The sequence below is a fragment of the Hyphobacterium sp. genome (assembly GCF_965228115.1).
In the GTDB taxonomy this organism is placed as follows: domain Bacteria; phylum Pseudomonadota; class Alphaproteobacteria; order Caulobacterales; family Maricaulaceae; genus Hyphobacterium.
This window is the reverse complement of the sequence record NZ_OZ245794.1, coordinates 1496833-1513102: the sequence shown is the minus strand read 5'-3', so window position 1 is coordinate 1513102 and position 16270 is coordinate 1496833. Positions and strand designations below refer to the sequence as shown.

The window sequence follows — 16270 nt, the reverse complement described above, 5'->3', positions numbered from 1 at the left end:
GCCTAACCTTCGCCGGGATCGCCCAGTTGCGATTGCATATAGCGCTCCTCGCCAATCTTGGAGATCACATCGAGTTGGGTTTCCAGCCAATCGACGTGCTCTTCCTCTGATTTGAGGATCTGGGTCAGAATATCGCGTGAGACATAGTCCTGCACGCTTTCACAATGGGCGATAGCTTCGACATAGTAAGGATGCGCGCGGTGTTCGATCTTCAGATCGCACTCCAGGCACTCTTTCAGCGTTTCGCCGATGTAGATTTTGGCGATGTCCTGAACATTGGGCAGGCCTTCAAGGAAGAGGATGCGGTCGATCAGAAGATCGGCGTGCTTCATCTCATCGATGGATTCCTCGTATTCGTAATCGGCGATTTTCTTGAAGCCCCAGTCTTTGAACATGCGGGCGTGCAGGAAATACTGATTTACGGCGGCCAGCTCCATCTTGAGTGCGCCGTTCAGGTATTCAATGACCTTGGTGTCGCCTTTCACGCGAGCCTCCCTCTAAACTTGCAATAATGGAGGTAAGGCGTTCGGGGTCCATAGCCAAACACTAAGTTTGCAAACAGGAATGTGTTTCAATTACTCGGCGGGGACGAGGGTGTTGGCAGTGCGGTGACGGGCGACCATCTCGTCAATGTCCGGAACGCAATTGCCGCATTTCGGCTTGGTCTCGCAGCGCTTGAACACGCAAGCCGCACTCTTCACGCCCGGCTGGGCAGCCGCCTCGGCCAGGTCGCGATCACGAAGAGCGTTGCAGATACAAACGAACATGCACTCTACATGCGCCAGTTGCGAATGAGTGTCAATAGACTTGCGAATGATTTGCATAAAAAGTTTTTATTGATCACGTACGCTTCACAGATTTTCCCATAATCCTCACGCGGGATCACAACTCGTCAGTCAGGCGGGACGCGCGGAATGATCGTGCTATGTCTTTGTCCAACACATACCGAGTGAAGGGACCGACATGCTAATCAAGAAAGCGCCTCTGGCCGGACTAACTGAAAACGATGTCACGCCGCACCATCTTTATCTCAACCGCCGCAAAATCATGGCGGCGGGTGGCGCGCTGGCCGTCACCGGATTGGCCGGGGCCTGTTCGCAGCAGGATGCCGCTGCGCAATCGCCCTCAGTTCGGCCGACGGATGGCGCACTGGATTTCGCAACAACGGACTACCGCGTTTCAGATGGAGATTTGACGCCGTATGATGCGGTGACGGGCTACAATAATTTCTACGAGTTTGGCGTCGGTAAATCCGATCCGGCCCGCCACGCCCACAATATGACGACGGACCCCTGGTCTGTGGAAGTGACCGGCCATGCGGAACGCACGGGCACCTTTTCAATTGACGATGTGATTGATTTCAATGCGCTGGAAGAGCGCATTTACCGCCTGCGCTGTGTGGAAGCCTGGTCGATGGTGATCCCGTGGATTGGCGTGCCGCTATCGTCCGTATTGGAGCGTTTCCGTCCGACGTCTGACGCCCGCTACGTGGCGTTCGAGACCTATCTGAACCGCGATGAAATGCGCGGCACCCGCTTTCCTGTGCTCGACTGGCCCTACAAGGAAGGCTTGCGGATGGATGAAGCCATGAACCCGCTCACCCTCATGGCGGTGGGTCTTTATGGCGAGGTCCTGCCCAATCAGAACGGTGCGCCCATGCGCCTCGTTGTGCCATGGAAATATGGATTCAAGTCGATCAAGTCGATTGTGAAAATCAACTTCGTTTCGGAACAGCCCACAACCAGCTGGGAAGAATCCGCGCCGCGTGAATACGGATTTTATTCCAACGTCAATCCGGAACGCGCCCATCCGCGCTGGAGCCAATCCAGCGAACGTATCATCGGGGGAGGGCCGTTTGCCCGCCGTGATACCGAGATGTTCAATGGTTATGGCGATCAGGTCGCCTCGCTTTATGCCGGCATGGATCTGATCGAGAATTACTAGGCTGATGGCGCAGCGTTCTGACTTCCTCCGCACTTTCGGGCGGCACTGGCTGAAACCGCTGGTTCTGATCGCGCTCCTGTTACCATTTGCGTGGATTGCGGGGCAGTGGGCGTTGTTGTTTGCGGGCATGGAGCACAGTCTGGGCTTTGAACCGGTGGCGGCGACCCACCATTTTCTCGGTCAAACCGCTCTGCGCATATTGTTGATCTCCTTGATGGTCACGCCCTTCCGCGATCTGACCCGCTGGGCGCCGATTATGCAGGTGCGCCGCCGAATCGGCCTGGCGGCGTTCTGGTATGCGCTGTTGCATCTGCTGGCATATTTTGGAGCCGATCTGTTCTTTTCCCTCCCCGCACTGTGGGAAGATATTCTGGAACGGACCTACATCACATTTGGTATGGCGGCATTGATTCTGCTCGTGCCCTTGGCGATCACCTCGTTCAACTTCATGATCAAACGCATGGGCATTGAACGCTGGCGGCAGCTTCATTTTCTGGTCTATCCGCTCGCCATTCTGGCGGTCACGCATCATTTCTTCGCCGAGCGTGGCTTCCAGCTGGGTCCGATCATTCACGGTGCCATTCTGGTGCTCCTGATCGGCTGGCGCGTCTGGAAATATGCCGAGCCCCGATTGGCTGCGCGCCGGGAGGCAACCTCATGAATGTGGCGGTGCCAACACCCACGGCCGCGATGCGGCCCTTGATTGACCGATTTGGACGGCAAGTCACCTATCTGCGTCTTTCGGTGACGGATAGATGCGATTTGCGTTGTGTCTATTGCATGAAGGAGCGGCCAGAGTTTCTGCCGAAGTCAGACTTGCTAACTCTGGAAGAGCTGGAGCAGGTCGCCACGGCTTTCATCCGGCGCGGCGTGACCAAGGTCCGGATTACGGGCGGTGAACCGCTTGTCCGGCGCGATGTGGTGACGCTGATTGAACGGCTCGGCGCACAAATCGGCGATGGGCTGAATGAGCTTTGCCTGACGACAAACGCCACCCAGATGGCGCGCTTTGCGGACCGTATCGCCACTGCCGGGGTAAGGCGCATCAATGTCTCGCTGGATACGCTCGACCCGGATGTGTTCTCGGCCGTCACGCGGGGTGGGCAGCTATCACAAACCCTCGACGGCATCGGGGCTGCTAAAGCGGCCGGTATCAAGGTGAAGATCAATGCGGTTGCCCTGAAGGGCCTCAATGACCAACACCTGCCAGAGCTGATCCAATGGGCACATGGTGAGGGCCATGATGTCACCCTGATCGAGGTGATGCCGGTGGGCGAGGTCGGGATTGATCGCGCTGATCAGTTTGTCTCCTTGCTGGATATCCGCGATCAGCTTGAACAATGTTGGACACTGACCGATCTTCCTGATTCTACGGGCGGCCCCGCGCGTTATGTCCGGGTTGAAGAGACCGGCGGCCGGTTGGGTTTCATTACGCCGCTGACCAGTAATTTCTGTGCGGGATGCAACCGAGTGCGGTTGACCTGTACGGGTCAGCTTTTCATGTGCCTGGGGCAAGACGACCGGCTCGATCTGCGCCGCATTCTGCGTGAAGATGGACCCGACGCGCTGGACGCTGCGCTGGATCAGGCGATGGCGGTTAAGCCGGAGAAGCATGAGTTTGATGTGGCCGAAGGAGCGGGCGCAGCTGTTTCTAGAAACATGGCACGGACCGGAGGATGATATGCGCGTGACGCTGGAATTCTTTGGTCCCATTCAGGACCGGATCGGAGCCGCCGAGCTGCCTATGTCCCTGCCTGCAGCGCCATCCTCGCTTGAAAGCCTGGTGGCGCTTCTGGCCGCGGAACGCGAAGGCGCGGAGCATCTGCTCGATGACAAGCTGCGCGTGGCCGTGAACGATTCTGTGCTGATGCCGGGAAAACCGCTCAGCCTCAAATATGGCGACCGGATCGCCTTCTTGTCTCCGTTTTCAGGTGGCTGATGAGCTCGCCGATAATCCTCCTCACCGATCAGGCACTCGACGTGCAGGGCCCGCTGGCAGACTTCAGCGCGCTTGAGCATATCGGCGCGGTGTCGAGTTTCACTGGGCAGGTTCGCGGCGGCGATGGATTGACCGCGCTGGAGCTTCAACACCACCCGGTTCTGACACCACAGGCTCTGGAGCAGATTGCAGAGGCGGCGATGTCGCGGTTTTCGCTGGCGGGTCTCGTTCTGGCGCATCGCTATGGCCGCATGACGCCCGGTGAACCGATTGTGTTTATCGCTGCAGCGGCCAGCCATCGGCGCGCCTCGCTGGATGCGGTCAGTTTCTTGATTGATACGGTGAAAACCCAAGCGCCCTTCTGGAAACGGGAATGGCGCGGTGAAACTTATGAATGGATCGAGCCGACGGCGGAGGATCACGCGGCCGCGCGGCAATGGCTGGAGGCCGCAGAATGAGTGAAGTTCCACAATCCATGGGATTTGCCGTCATGACGGTTTCCGACACCCGCGATGCCACCAGTGATCGGACCGGTCCGTGGCTCCGCGAACAGATTACCGCCGCTGGTCATCATATCGTCGATCATGCGATTGTGCCCGATGACGTTGAGGCGATCCGGTCCAAGGCGCGAAACTGGATTGAGAAACCCGATATTCATGGCATCATCACGACGGGCGGCACCGGCCTGACGGGCCGGGATGTGACGCCGGAAGCGGTGATACCCCTGTTCGACAAGGTGATCGAAGGGTTTGCGATCATCTTCCACATGGTCAGCTTCAAGTCCGTAGGCGTCTCCACACTCCAGTCCCGCGCCTGTGCGGGCATTGCGGGAGGAACCTATCTGTTCGCCATTCCCGGCTCGATGGGCGCCTGCAAGGATGCGTGGAATGAAGTGTTGGTGCATGAGTTCAACCCCGAATACCGGCCCTGTAATCTGGTCGAGATTATTCCCCGGCTGACGGAGCGCTAGATGAGCGATCGCCTGACGCATCAGGATGATGAAGGCCGCGTCCGCATGGTCGATGTGGCGGGTAAAGCCGGGACGCAAAGGCGGGCCGTCGCAGGCGCGCACATTGCCATGTCGCCGGATGCTTTTGCGGCGATCCGGGATGGGCAGGGGCCGAAAGGCAATGCACTACAGACCGCCGAGCTGGCCGGGATTATGGCGGCCAAGCGCACCTCGGATCTCATCCCGCTTTGCCATCCTTTGCCGCTGACGTCGGTGAAGTTGACGATTGAACCGGACGCACAAAGTGGCGGCTTTGATATCCGCGCTGAAGTAACCTGCTCCGGCAAGACCGGTGTTGAGATGGAGGCACTGACTGCGGCTTCCGTGGCGTCCCTCACCCTCTATGACATGACCAAGGCGCTGGATAAGTCGATGACAATCAGCGCGGTTCAATTGCTGGAAAAAAGCGGCGGCCGCTCTGGCGATTATGTCCGGGCGCCCGAATGATCTCTCTGGACGAAGCGCGCGCGCTCATCGCGCAGAACATCAAGCCCTTGGGCTCGGAAACAGTCGATCTGACTTATGCGGCGGGCCGCATCCTGGCAAAAGATATCTCTGCGCAACGCACCCAGCCGCCGCAGGCGCTGTCCGCCATGGACGGCTATGCGGTGCGAAGTGAAGATGTGGGCATCGCGCCTTTCATTGTTATTGGGGAGTCGGCGGCAGGCCATCCCTTTCAGGAATCTGTTGGTGCTGGAGAGGCGGTCCGGATTTCGACGGGTGCGGCCGTGCCGGGCGGGGCAGATCAGGTCGTCATTCAGGAAAATGCGGAACGCGATGGCGATCACGTAGCACTCAACGCTGGTAAAAGCCCGGGGCAGCATATCCGCGCGGCGGGGCTGGATTTCGCTGCCGGCCACGTCATTGCATTTGGCGGGGATCGGCTGACCTCTGACCGGCTGGTGCTGGTCGCTGCGGCGGGCCATTCGAAAATCGAGGTCTACCGTAACCCGCGCGTGGCCTTTTTCTGCAGTGGCGATGAGCTGGCCGAACCGGGCGAAGACGCGCAAGACAAGATAATCAATTCCCTCGCGCCGGGATTATCAGCTTGGCTGCGAGAAGAGGGAGCTGCGCCGACCTATCTCGGGATTGCAGGTGATGCGCGCGAAGCGGTCGCTGAAAAGTTCGCAGTAGCTGCCGGGCATGATCTGGTGATTGCCGTCGGCGGGGCCTCGGTCGGGGATCATGACCATGTGAAAGCGGCCTTTGCCGAAGGTGGGGGTGAGCTGATCTTCGAGAAAATTGCGGTCAAGCCCGGCAAGCCCACCTGGTTTGGCTTGGCCAAGGGCGTGCCGCATGTCGGTCTGCCCGGAAATCCCGTGTCCGCATTGGTGATGACGCGGCTGGTGGTTGATGCGGCTCTGGCGGCCATGACCGGGCAAAATCCCGAACTGCGGTTTGATCAGCTTTATCGGGGCGAAGATCTGCCAGCGAATGGCCCGCGGGAAACCTTCCTTCGTGGACTGAAGAAGGCGGGCCGCGTTTCTGCGATGGGCAATCAGGATTCGTCTGCTCTAACGCCCCTGGCGGCAGCCGACGTGCTGATCCACCGGCCCGCGCATGCGCCCGCTGTTGTGGCGGCGAATTGGGTGAACGTCCTACCGCTTGGCGAGCGCTAATGCCGTTTCTGGCGTTAGCGGCGCTCTTTATCCTGACGGCACTCGTCTATGCGATGGCCGGGTTCGGCGGCGGCTCGACCTATACGGCCTTGCTGGTGCTCGCCGAGACGGATTACCGGATACTTCCGGCCATCTCGCTGGCCTGCAACATCACAGTAGTCGCCGGATCGACAATCCGCTTTGCGCAAGCCGGGTTGATTGACTGGCACCGGATGGTTCCGTTGTGTGCGGCATCAATCCCGTTGGCCTGGTTGGGCGGTATGATCGACGTGCCGGAGCGAGTTTTCATATCTCTACTAGGCTTCGCCCTCCTCGCCTCAGCGCTCGCGCTGGTGTTCCGTCAACCCAGGATTGTGAAAACACCGCGCGCTTTCCCGCGTTGGAGCCAACCCGCCATTGGCGGCGGCCTAGGCTTTCTGGCGGGGCTGGTGGGGATAGGCGGCGGAATATTTCTGGCACCGCTGCTCCACCTGTTGCGCTGGGGTGCGGCCAAACAGATCGCTGCGGCGGCAGCTTTTTTCATTCTGGTGAATTCTATCGCTGGACTAGCCGGGCAGGCCCAGCGGCTTTCCGGCAGTGCCGATTTTTCTCAGCTGCTTTCTTACTGGCCTTTGCTGATTGCCGTTCTGATCGGAGGTCAGATCGGCGTCTGGATCGGCCGGGACAAGCTGGCCGATGTTTGGTTGATCCGCATTACGGCGGTGTTGGTGTTTCTGGTGGCGTTGCGCCTGCTCTGGCGGGCCATGACGGGCAGCTAGAAGCCAAGCCGAATCCATGGCTTTATGAGCGCATGCAGATTTCTTCCCAACCGATCTCGATGACATACGAACAGGCCGAAGCCTTGTTCGATCGGCTGGAACCCATCGAGATCGACTTCATGATGGGCGAGTGGTGGGGCCGCGAGGTTTCGACCGGCCATAATATGGATGGCTCGCTCGCGATTGCGCGATGGTATGGCAAGACCTTCATTGATGAGGACAATGTTCATCCGCTGGTCCATCTGGACGGCAAGGGTGGGAAATTCTGTGCCGATCCGGGTAAGATGCCCTTCGGTCCGCGCATGAAAACACCGCGCTATCCAGGCTGGCTCTTGCCCGTTCTGCGCTGGGGCATGAAGGCGCATATGCAAACGTCGAAAACGCGCGCCCGGCTTCGCATGACCGAATATCGCGGCAAGGTGTCGGCAACGATGTGCTATGACCAGCTGCCGATCCATGACGTGTTCCGGAAGCTGGATGACGGCAATGTGCTAGGCTTCATGGACATGAAGCGGATGAAACGCCCTTACGTGTTTACTTTGGCGCGAGAGGGCACCAGGGGATTTGAATTCTGACCGCCGCAGCTGGGTCAACTTGTTGCTAGCCAAAGAGGAGCCCCGCTTGTAACAAGTGAATATTGCAATCCTCGCGGGTAAGAATATGCGTGCTTTCTTGATGGTGTTGGCCCTTATCTTTGGATGGGCTGGATACGCGTGGGGTCAGGCGCTGGTTCCGGCCGCCCAGGTTGAACTTGATACGGGCGGGCAGGCCCGCTTTATCATCTGGATAGACACCCCGTCTGTTTCCTTTGACCAAATACATGGTGATGCCAACGAGGTCATAGCTGACCATTTGGCGACTTACCGGTCATCCGTTCTTTCGGACATTTTTGCCGTACCGGTCGAGCAGCTGCGAGATGTAAATCCGGGCTCGCCACAAATTGTCCGGGAAATGCGGTATTCGCCTATGGCGGCCATTGTGGTGGACCGCGATCAGCTTGCACTTTTGCAGGCAGATCCACGTATCCGCCGGATCGAGGCTGATGGTATTGATCGTCCGGCAGGGGCCGGGGGCGAGATCGCGGCGAACCGTCTGATTGAGATCGGATTTCGCGGCGAAGGCCAGGTCATCGCCATTGTTGATACAGGCGTTGCTACGTCCCATTCGGCTTTCACTGGCCGGCGACAGGGCGCCGCCTGCTTTTCTTCGAATGTTACGGGGGACTCGGTCAGCGTATGCCCCGGCCAGGCGCCGGTCGTGACCAATCGCGCAGATGCTGGAAATCACTGCGACCACAATGCGATTCTCGGTTGCGGCCACGGCACAGCGGTGGCGGGTGTCGCCGTTGGTGAATCCCAGCAGGACGGTCAGTCCGGCAGTCCTGGTATGGCTCCCGGAGCGCTCTTTGTTCCGGTTCAGGTGTTTTCGAATTTCGACAGCCGCTTTTGTCCGACAAGTCAGCGCTGTGCGTTGAGTTATGTTTCAGACCAGGTCGCCGCGCTGGAGTGGCTATATCAACAGCGTGAACTTCTCGACCTCTCCATTGTCAATCTAAGCCTGGGCGGTGGGGCACACCCGGGATTCTGTCCCGACGATCCAAGAGCCCAGATCATTGGCATGCTCCATGCCGCTGGCATCTCCGTGGTCGCTGCGGCTGGAAATGATGGATCTGGAGTGAGCGTAACAGCGCCCGGCTGCATTGAAAACGTCATCACAGTCAGCGCAATCGACTCGCGCGGGCAGCTGGAAAGTTATTCAAATTTCGGAATTCAAACGGATGTGCTCGCGCAGGGTTCGGCACTTACGGCAGAGCCTAATGGTGGACGTGATGGCGCTCAGGGCACATCGATTGCGGCCCCCCATATTTCTGGTGTTTTGGCCATTTTGCGGCAATTCAGACCCGAGGAAACTCCCGAATCTCTCATCAATTCCTTTGTCTTGAACAATCGAGATCTTGATCAGGTCTACAATGAATATGTCCGGCGCAGCAATTCGGGCCTCGAATTGTCTCCGCTTGATGGCATTGCACTGGATGCAGGATTAATTGCGCCGGCAGGGATGGTTTTTGGTCCAGTCACGATATCAAATCCAACCGATCAGGAACGAACGGTTTCCCTTGATGTGCTGCCAAGCCAGGGGTGGTTGGAAATCCAGACATCTGACGGTCGGCGTGTTACGCAGTTGGATGTAAACTTGGGCATTGGCGAGACCCGCGAAATTATGCTGGTCGCATTTCCGCCGCGAGAGCCTGAAGCTCTGGAACAGCAGCATGTCTATCTCCGGGTTGATGGATCAATCATTGCCGGAATTCCAATCTTGCAACAGTTCTCGGTGCCTGAGGGGCCGGCAGAAAACGATGATTTCGCCGATGCTATAACCTTGTCCGGCCATGAAAATACAATCCTTGCCTCGTTCAATGGATCGACGGTGGAAGAGGATGAACCCAACCTCACCTGGCGGGAAGGGTTGGGCAGTCTCTGGTGGCGATGGACAGCGCCCTTTGACCATAGCAGCTATTTCCGCGTGAACCGCAGCGGTGTCGGTCGCGGTCGTTGGCGGGAAGGATTGCCGGGCGTTGTTTCAGTTTACCAGGGTGACAGCGTCGATGCTCTTACCCGGGTCGATCTGACCGCGAATGGGAGCACGTGGATCACCTTCGATGCAGTTGCAGGAGAAACCTATCAATTCGTCGCTATGGGTGCGGAAAGTGGGCCCCATCGGTATGGCATTTATCATCGGATGGATGGACCGCCTCCAAATGATGAAATCGGCCAAGCCGCAGATTTGTCGGGCGCTGAAGGGAGTGTGCGGGGCACGACGCAGGAAGCCACAGCGGATCTGGGGCAAAGACACCGTAGCGTAGACGAATTTTCTGTCTGGTATCTGTGGCGAGCGCCGGGCAGTCAGGACACAACGTTTGAGCTCATTTCTTCGGCTTCGACGCAAAGAATGGAAGTCTATGCGCTGGATCAGTTCGGTGAATTGTCGTTGATCGGCGAGACAGATGGCCGGCAGCAGGCAGGGAATGGCGTGTTGCGCCTTCCGGTTCAACAAGACGCGGCCTATTACATCAAAGTCGCCGCTGATCGGTATTACACCGGGCCGTTTGAATTGCGTTGGTCGGCAGATATCATCGATGAGGGACTGAGATCCGCGATCTTACCGAGCCGGCGGACTGTGAGTGTGGGCGGTGTTGCGACGGCTTTCCTGACGGTCATAAATCCTGCGAGCCGTCATTCAGCGGAAACCGGATGCCGGCTTGAGCCGCCCTTTGGGCTGTCCGGGGATTTCGCTTTTCAGGAAACGGATCCTGCGACGAACGTCATCATTGGAACGCCGGATGCGGCGTTTGATCTGGCGATCGGCCAAAGCCGCAGCTTCGTTTTCTCAATTCAGTCAAATGTCGCCATACTCAATGCAGCGATGGCACCAAGGGTAAATTGCGGCGGTGTGCGAACGACGCCCGCCTATGCTGTCAATTCATTCGAGTTCTCGAGCTTTAATTCACCCCTGGCGGATGTCATCGCCTCTGCGGTCTCGGCTTCAGGCGATGGCGTCGTTCGTTTGGAGCAGGGCCGGGCAACGGCCGTTGCATTGGCTGCGGTCAATATCGGGCGAGCCCAGACTGTGACCTTGTCTGCTGAGGCCCTCAATGCCGGCATTGCTTCAGATTTCAGCGTGGAGTTCTGCATTACCGATCCAACGACCGGCGCCTGCCTGGGCGAACGCAGTTCGACGGTTACATTTGATTTTGCCAGTGAGGAAGTGCGCACTTTCACTGCCTTCATTCGATCCAATGGCGGGCTCGTTGCTTTTGCGCCGAGAACCAATCGTTTGGGGTTTGTATTTGAACGCTTCGGCCAGGGCGGGCTTGCAACCTCACTTGCTTTGACAATTGAATAGCTTACACGCGACAAACTACCCGGCACCTGTTATGCAATGCACAACACTGCGGGGAGATGAATATGAGACTTTGGCAAAAAGCAGGGGTGGCTTCGGTTCTGGTGCTGGCGCTGGCGGCGTGTTCGCCCCAGCAGGCTGACGAGGATTCCACGGCGACCGATACCGCTGTCATGGAAGAGACAGCCGGCACTGACACTGAAACCATGGCCGCGGTCGAAGAAGCCGAGGTTTTCACCGTTCTGGTCGGCGGTACCGCGATTGGCGCGATGGAAGTTGCGACATCGGACGATGGTTACACGATTGAATTCGAGTTCCGGAATAATGGCCGGGGGCCGACTTTAAGCGAGACGGTCACCCTGAATGCCAATGGCTTGCCCATCGGTTGGTCCGTTGAAGGCAATACGACATTTGGCAATGCAGTCGCTGAAAGCTTTGAGTTTGCCGACAGCCAGGCGAGCTGGACCGATGCGACCGGAACGGGCGAAGCCGTGGTTGAAGATGGCGCTTTCTATGTGCCGCAGAACGCCTCGCCCTATTGGCTGGCGATTGCTGCCCGCGCCCTGATGGACGATGCCGATGGCGTTTTGCAGGCGGTACCCGGCGGTGAGCTTCGCATGAGCGAGATTGACCGGCTGGAGGTTTCCAATGGCAGCGAAACGCTGGACGCCATCGTCTTTGCGATGAGCGGCACCAGCACTAACCCGACTTATTTCCTGATGACGGGCGAAGCTTTCTTCGGGATCATCACGCCGGGCTTTGCCTTGCTGGCCGAAGGCTTTGAAGGCGAGGATGAGCGCCTGCGCGGGCTCGCGGCGCAATATGGCGCCAACCGGTTTGCGGAGATTCAGTCCCGCGTCATCCGCGACTATGACGCGCCGGTCCTGATCCGGAATGTGCATATCTTCGATCCTGAAACCGAAACACGCGGAGAGACCGCTTCTGTGCTGGTGGACGGCAATCGTATTTCCGAAATTGGTGCCTCAGACATGGCGCGCCCTGACAATGCGGTCGAGATCGACGGGGCAGGAGGCACGCTGTTGCCCGGCCTGTTTGAAATGCACGGCCATATGGGAGAAACGGCGGCGTTTCTGAACATCGCAGCGGGCGTCACCTCCTTGCGCGATACCGGTAACAACAATGAAGTGCTGGGTGCGCTGGTTGAACGAATCGAGAATGGTGAACTCGCGGGACCTCGCATTCACCGGTCCGGTTTCATCGAGGGGCGCAGCCCGTTTAATTCCAACAACGGCATCATCGTTGAGACCGAAGAAGAAGCGGTTGCGGCGGTTCATACCTATGCCGATGCGGGCGTATTCCATCAGATCAAGATTTACAACTCCATCAATCCGGCCTGGGTGCCGGCGATGATTGCCGCAGCACGCGAACGCGGCCTTCGCGTGTCCGGCCATGTTCCGGCGTTTACCAATGCGGATGCCATGATCGAGGCGGGTTATGATGAGATGACCCATATCAACCAGATCATGCTGGGTTGGGTGCTGGAAGAGGGCGAAGATACGCGCACACTGCTTCGCCTGACCGCGCTGCGCCGCCTGCCGGCGCTCGATCTGCAGAGCGAAGCCGTCCAATCCACGATCAGTGAGATGGCGGAACGCGGCATTGCTCTGGACCCGACGTTTGCGATCCATGAAGCGCTTTTGCTCTCCCGCAATGGCGAAATTTCGCCTGGTACGGTCGATTATGTTGATCATCTGCCGGTGGACGCGCAGCGGCAGGCGCGCTCGGCCTGGGCGGATATTGCAACGCCGGAAGATGACGCAAATTATCGCGGTGCCTTTGATCAGATCACCGAGACGCTTCGCATGATGCGGGAGGCGGGCATTCAGCTGGTGCCGGGCACGGACCTCGGTGGCTCATTTACCTTCCACCGCGAGCTGGAACTTTATCAGACCATCGGCATGACGCCGCCGGAAATTCTGAGCTGGGCCAGCCATGGCATGGCCGAATATCTCGGCGTGGGAGATGAGGTGGGCCTTATCCGTGAAGGCTATCTGGCCGACTTCTTCCTTGTGCCGGGAGATCCAACGCAGGATCTACGGGACATCAAAACCATCGCCATGGTGATGGCCGATGGCCGTGTCTATTTCCCGACCGAGATTTATCCCGAGTTTGGCATCCGGCCCTTCACCGAAGTGCCGAATGTGATCGAGCCGCTGCAGTAGGGAGGCGGGGATGAAAACACGCGCCGCTGTCGCCTTTGAAGCCGGAAAACCGCTAGAGATCTGCGAGGTTGATCTGGAAGGCCCGAAGGCGGGCGAAGTGCTGGTCGAGATCAAGGCAACCGGCATTTGCCACACCGATGAATTCACCCTGTCCGGCGCGGACCCGGAAGGCGCGTTTCCGGCCATTCTGGGCCATGAGGGCGCGGGCGTGGTGCTGGAAGTCGGGCCGGGCGTCACCAGTCTGGAGCCGGGCGATCATGTCATTCCGCTTTACACAGCAGAATGCCGGGAGTGCGAATATTGCCTGCATCCCAAGACCAATCTTTGCCAGAAAGTGCGCGCGACGCAGGGGCAAGGCGTGATGCCGGACGGGACCAGCCGGTTTTCCTATAAGGGTCAGAAAATCCTGCACTATATGGGATGCTCGACCTTTTCGAACCACACAGTTCTACCGGAAATCTCGCTGGCCAAGGTCCGCAAAGACGCACCGTTCGACAAGATTTGTTATATCGGCTGCGGCGTTACCACAGGCATCGGCGCGGTAATGTTCACCGCGAAGGTAGAGCCGAATTCCACGGCGGTGGTGTTCGGGCTGGGCGGGATCGGCCTCAACGTCATTCAGGGGCTCAAGCTGATCGGTGCCAAACAGATAGTCGGTGTTGATATCAACCCGGCCCGGGAAGCCATGGCGCGCCAGTTCGGCATGACGGATTTCGTCAATCCAAAGGAGATCGAGGGCGGCCATGACGGGCTGGTCGGTCATCTGGTCGAGCTGACCGGGGGCGGCGCTGATTATTCTTTCGAGTGCATCGGCAATGTCGAGGTGATGCGTGCGGCGCTGGAATGCTGTCACAAGGGTTGGGGCGAAAGCGTGATTATCGGCGTGGCCGGGGCCGGACAGGAAATCTCAACCCGGCCTTTCCAGCTGGTGACGGGCCGTGTCTGGCGCGGCACGGCCTTTGGTGGGGCGAGAGGGCGCACGGATGTGCCGAAAATCGTCGACATGTATATGGACGGCCAGATCGATATCGACTCGCTGATCACCCACAAGCTGGATCTGGAAGACATCAATAAGGGCTTTGGCCTGATGCATGCTGGCGAAAGCATTCGCAGCGTGGTGGTTTACTAGAAGCGGAATCAGACATGTTCAGTCACATTATGGTCGGGACGGATGACCTCAACCGCTCGCGCCAATTCTATGAGGCCGTGCTGGCGACGTTGGGGTTTGAAGGCGAGCCCTTCGAGCATGTAAACGAGACCGGCCAGACCCGCCTTTTTTACCTTCATAATGGCGGTACGTTTTGCATCAGCGAGCCCATCAATGGCGAGCCGGCGAGCGTGGCGAATGGCAATACGATTGGGTTTAGGTGTGAGTCCGGCGAACAGGCCAAGGCGTTTCACGATGCCGCGCTGGCCAATGGCGGCGTGTCTATCGAAGAACCACCTGGCTTTCGCGAACGCACCGCCATCGGTCAGATGTATCTGGCCTATGTCCGTGATCCGGATGGCCACAAGCTGTGCGCCATGTATCGGGGAAGCTAGGCGTGGAAAAGGTTTCCACCTTCAAATCTTTCGGCGGAATGCTGTCGGTCCATGACCATGACTCGGCGGTAACGGGCACGAAAATGCGCTTTGCGGTCTATGTGCCGCCGCAAGCCGCAGAAGGCCCGGTGCCGGTGCTGTGGTATTTGTCGGGTCTGACCTGCAACTGGTCGAATGTGATGGAGAAGGGCAATCTTCAACAGGCCGCTGCGCGCCATGGCGTGATTGTGGTCGCACCCGATACTAGCCCGCGCGGCGTGGGCGTGCCGGATGATGAAAACTATGATCTGGGGCAGGGGGCCGGGTTTTACCTCACGGCGACACAAGCGCCCTGGTCCAAACATTTCGCCATGGATCGCTACATCACGGAGGAGCTGCCGTCGATCATCGCCGAGCATTTTCCCGCGGAGATGGCGCGCCAAGGTATCTTCGGCCATTCCATGGGCGGACATGGCGCGTTGACCCTGCATCTGAAACACCCCGAAACCTACAAGTCCTGCTCGGCCTTCGCGCCCATCGTTGCGCCGATGCAAGTGCCGTGGGGAACCAAAGCCTTTACGGCCTATCTAGGCGAGGATCGGTTACGCTGGGCGGAATATGATGCGTGTGAGCTGGTCCGCAAACAGGCGTCGGGCGCGCACATCCTGATCGATCAGGGCCTGGCCGATAATTTCCTGGAAGACCAGTTGAAGCCGGAATTGTTCGAAGCCGCGTGCCGCGAAGCGGGACAGTCGCTGACCCTGCGCCGGCAGGACGGCTATGATCATTCCTATTATTTCATTTCGACCTTCATGGACGATCACATCGCCCATCATGCCAACGCGCTGGGTTAGTCCTCCACCCGCTCAAACCGGTTGTCGTTGAACTGTTGCCAGCCTTCGGTATTGAGGATCCAGTCGGTCACCTGAACGGCACCATCGCCGGTCAGCGTATAGCGCGAGCGGCCCAGCTGGGCGTCGGGTTCGCCCCAATAAACCATCAGCTCGGTCTCGGTCGCGGAGCCACGCAGATTGTGCATGGCACCCCAATTATCGACCCAATGACCGGAAACCTCACTGCCTTCATGATGATGGGTACCGACCCCGCGGAACATGTTCGCTTCATCGGTTCCCGGGTTTGTCTCGATGGCATAGGTGAGCTGCCAGAAACAGCCATCCATGACCGGGGCCCAGCGCATCTCGCTTTGCGCGGGTTGTCCGAAGGCATTGCCGTCCGATCGCCAGCTGCCTTCAAATTCGGCCAGAATGCCGGGGTCGCGATCGTCGCACGGCATGGTTTGGGTATACGCTGTAGCGGACAGTGCGAGTGCGCCTGCCAGGCCATATGCCAGCTGTTTCATGTTTTCCTCCCCTGTCTCCCACAGACGCGCAGTCTAG

18 protein-coding genes are annotated in these 16270 nt (G+C 58.5%); 15 read left to right on the top strand and 3 right to left on the bottom strand.

The window, feature by feature from the left end:
- Positions 1 to 2: 2 nt before the first annotated feature.
- Both bfr and ACO079_RS08005 read right to left on the bottom strand, forming a co-directional pair.
- Positions 3 to 485, bottom strand: a complete 483-nt coding sequence (gene bfr, locus ACO079_RS08010) for a bacterioferritin (protein ID WP_421789071.1) — start codon at positions 483 to 485, stop codon at positions 3 to 5.
- Between the two features lie 90 nt (positions 486 to 575).
- The gene (locus ACO079_RS08005; protein ID WP_421789069.1) at positions 576 to 767 is read right to left on the bottom strand and encodes a (2Fe-2S)-binding protein; all 192 of its coding nucleotides are present in this window, start codon (positions 765 to 767) and stop codon (positions 576 to 578) included.
- Between the two features lie 196 nt (positions 768 to 963).
- Here ACO079_RS08005 and msrP point away from each other — a divergent pair, with 196 nt between their 5' ends.
- The 15 genes from msrP (at position 964) to fghA (ending at position 15727) form a co-directional block, all read left to right on the top strand.
- On the top strand, positions 964 to 1944 hold the full coding sequence (gene msrP / locus ACO079_RS08000) for a protein-methionine-sulfoxide reductase catalytic subunit MsrP (protein ID WP_421789068.1): 981 nt from the start codon (positions 964 to 966) through the stop codon (positions 1942 to 1944).
- 4 nt (positions 1945 to 1948) lie between these two features.
- Positions 1949 to 2605, top strand: a complete 657-nt coding sequence (locus ACO079_RS07995; RefSeq protein ID WP_421789067.1) for a sulfite oxidase heme-binding subunit YedZ — start codon at positions 1949 to 1951, stop codon at positions 2603 to 2605.
- The gene (moaA, locus tag ACO079_RS07990) at positions 2602 to 3624 is read left to right on the top strand and encodes a GTP 3',8-cyclase MoaA (protein ID WP_421789065.1); all 1023 of its coding nucleotides are present in this window, start codon (positions 2602 to 2604) and stop codon (positions 3622 to 3624) included. Before ACO079_RS07995 ends, moaA begins: the two co-directional genes overlap by 4 nt.
- A 1-nt stretch (position 3625) precedes the next feature.
- Complete coding sequence (locus tag ACO079_RS07985) at positions 3626 to 3883, top strand: MoaD/ThiS family protein (RefSeq protein ID WP_421789064.1); 258 nt, start codon at positions 3626 to 3628, stop codon at positions 3881 to 3883.
- Entirely contained in the window at positions 3883 to 4341 is a 459-nt protein-coding gene (locus ACO079_RS07980) for a molybdenum cofactor biosynthesis protein MoaE (RefSeq protein ID WP_421789062.1), read from the top strand. Before ACO079_RS07985 ends, ACO079_RS07980 begins: the two co-directional genes overlap by 1 nt.
- Entirely contained in the window at positions 4338 to 4853 is a 516-nt protein-coding gene (locus ACO079_RS07975) for a molybdenum cofactor synthesis domain-containing protein (RefSeq protein WP_421789060.1), read from the top strand. Before ACO079_RS07980 ends, ACO079_RS07975 begins: the two co-directional genes overlap by 4 nt.
- Entirely contained in the window at positions 4854 to 5339 is a 486-nt protein-coding gene (gene moaC, locus ACO079_RS07970; RefSeq protein ID WP_421789059.1) for a cyclic pyranopterin monophosphate synthase MoaC, read from the top strand.
- On the top strand, positions 5336 to 6511 hold the full coding sequence (locus tag ACO079_RS07965) for a molybdopterin molybdotransferase MoeA (protein ID WP_421789057.1): 1176 nt from the start codon (positions 5336 to 5338) through the stop codon (positions 6509 to 6511). Before moaC ends, ACO079_RS07965 begins: the two co-directional genes overlap by 4 nt.
- On the top strand, positions 6511 to 7269 hold the full coding sequence (locus tag ACO079_RS07960) for a sulfite exporter TauE/SafE family protein (protein WP_421789055.1): 759 nt from the start codon (positions 6511 to 6513) through the stop codon (positions 7267 to 7269). The genes ACO079_RS07965 and ACO079_RS07960 overlap by 1 nt, the downstream gene beginning before the upstream one ends.
- The gene (locus tag ACO079_RS07955) at positions 7191 to 7844 is read left to right on the top strand and encodes a DUF4334 domain-containing protein (RefSeq protein WP_421789053.1); all 654 of its coding nucleotides are present in this window, start codon (positions 7191 to 7193) and stop codon (positions 7842 to 7844) included. The genes ACO079_RS07960 and ACO079_RS07955 overlap by 79 nt, the downstream gene beginning before the upstream one ends.
- Before the next feature lie 55 nt (positions 7845 to 7899).
- Positions 7900 to 11172 (top strand): S8 family peptidase, encoded by a 3273-nt coding sequence (locus tag ACO079_RS07950; protein ID WP_421789051.1) that lies wholly within the window; start codon positions 7900 to 7902, stop codon positions 11170 to 11172.
- A 62-nt stretch (positions 11173 to 11234) separates the two neighbouring features.
- The gene (locus ACO079_RS07945; RefSeq protein ID WP_421789049.1) at positions 11235 to 13352 is read left to right on the top strand and encodes an amidohydrolase family protein; all 2118 of its coding nucleotides are present in this window, start codon (positions 11235 to 11237) and stop codon (positions 13350 to 13352) included.
- A gap of 10 nt (positions 13353 to 13362) precedes the next feature.
- On the top strand, positions 13363 to 14481 hold the full coding sequence (locus ACO079_RS07940) for an S-(hydroxymethyl)glutathione dehydrogenase/class III alcohol dehydrogenase (RefSeq protein WP_421789048.1): 1119 nt from the start codon (positions 13363 to 13365) through the stop codon (positions 14479 to 14481).
- A 14-nt stretch (positions 14482 to 14495) separates the two neighbouring features.
- Positions 14496 to 14894, top strand: coding sequence for a VOC family protein (locus ACO079_RS07935; RefSeq protein ID WP_421789046.1), 399 nt, complete (start codon positions 14496 to 14498; stop codon positions 14892 to 14894).
- Positions 14895 to 14896: 2 nt separating this feature from the next.
- Positions 14897 to 15727, top strand: a complete 831-nt coding sequence (fghA, locus tag ACO079_RS07930; protein ID WP_421789044.1) for an S-formylglutathione hydrolase — start codon at positions 14897 to 14899, stop codon at positions 15725 to 15727.
- Here fghA and ACO079_RS07925 read toward each other — a convergent pair.
- On the bottom strand, positions 15724 to 16233 hold the full coding sequence (locus tag ACO079_RS07925) for a hypothetical protein (RefSeq protein WP_421789042.1): 510 nt from the start codon (positions 16231 to 16233) through the stop codon (positions 15724 to 15726). The genes fghA and ACO079_RS07925 overlap by 4 nt on opposite strands.
- Positions 16234 to 16270 lie beyond the last annotated feature (37 nt).

Excerpts from the sequence above, each read along its gene's own strand:
- ACO079_RS08005 (WP_421789069.1), bottom strand. The coding sequence starts at position 767 with ATGTTCGTTTGTATCTGCAACGCTCTTCGTGATCGCGACCTGGCCGAG.
- msrP (WP_421789068.1), top strand. The coding sequence starts at position 964 with ATGCTAATCAAGAAAGCGCCTCTGGCCGGACTAACTGAAAACGATGTC.
- ACO079_RS07995 (WP_421789067.1), top strand. The coding sequence starts at position 1,949 with ATGGCGCAGCGTTCTGACTTCCTCCGCACTTTCGGGCGGCACTGGCTG.
- moaA (WP_421789065.1), top strand. The coding sequence starts at position 2,602 with ATGAATGTGGCGGTGCCAACACCCACGGCCGCGATGCGGCCCTTGATT.
- ACO079_RS07985 (WP_421789064.1), top strand. The coding sequence starts at position 3,626 with ATGCGCGTGACGCTGGAATTCTTTGGTCCCATTCAGGACCGGATCGGA.
- ACO079_RS07980 (WP_421789062.1), top strand. The coding sequence starts at position 3,883 with ATGAGCTCGCCGATAATCCTCCTCACCGATCAGGCACTCGACGTGCAG.
- ACO079_RS07975 (WP_421789060.1), top strand. The coding sequence starts at position 4,338 with ATGAGTGAAGTTCCACAATCCATGGGATTTGCCGTCATGACGGTTTCC.
- moaC (WP_421789059.1), top strand. The coding sequence starts at position 4,854 with ATGAGCGATCGCCTGACGCATCAGGATGATGAAGGCCGCGTCCGCATG.
- ACO079_RS07965 (WP_421789057.1), top strand. The coding sequence starts at position 5,336 with ATGATCTCTCTGGACGAAGCGCGCGCGCTCATCGCGCAGAACATCAAG.
- ACO079_RS07960 (WP_421789055.1), top strand. The coding sequence starts at position 6,511 with ATGCCGTTTCTGGCGTTAGCGGCGCTCTTTATCCTGACGGCACTCGTC.
- ACO079_RS07945 (WP_421789049.1), top strand. The coding sequence starts at position 11,235 with ATGAGACTTTGGCAAAAAGCAGGGGTGGCTTCGGTTCTGGTGCTGGCG.
- ACO079_RS07940 (WP_421789048.1), top strand. The coding sequence starts at position 13,363 with ATGAAAACACGCGCCGCTGTCGCCTTTGAAGCCGGAAAACCGCTAGAG.
- ACO079_RS07935 (WP_421789046.1), top strand. The coding sequence starts at position 14,496 with ATGTTCAGTCACATTATGGTCGGGACGGATGACCTCAACCGCTCGCGC.
- ACO079_RS07925 (WP_421789042.1), bottom strand. The coding sequence starts at position 16,233 with ATGAAACAGCTGGCATATGGCCTGGCAGGCGCACTCGCACTGTCCGCT.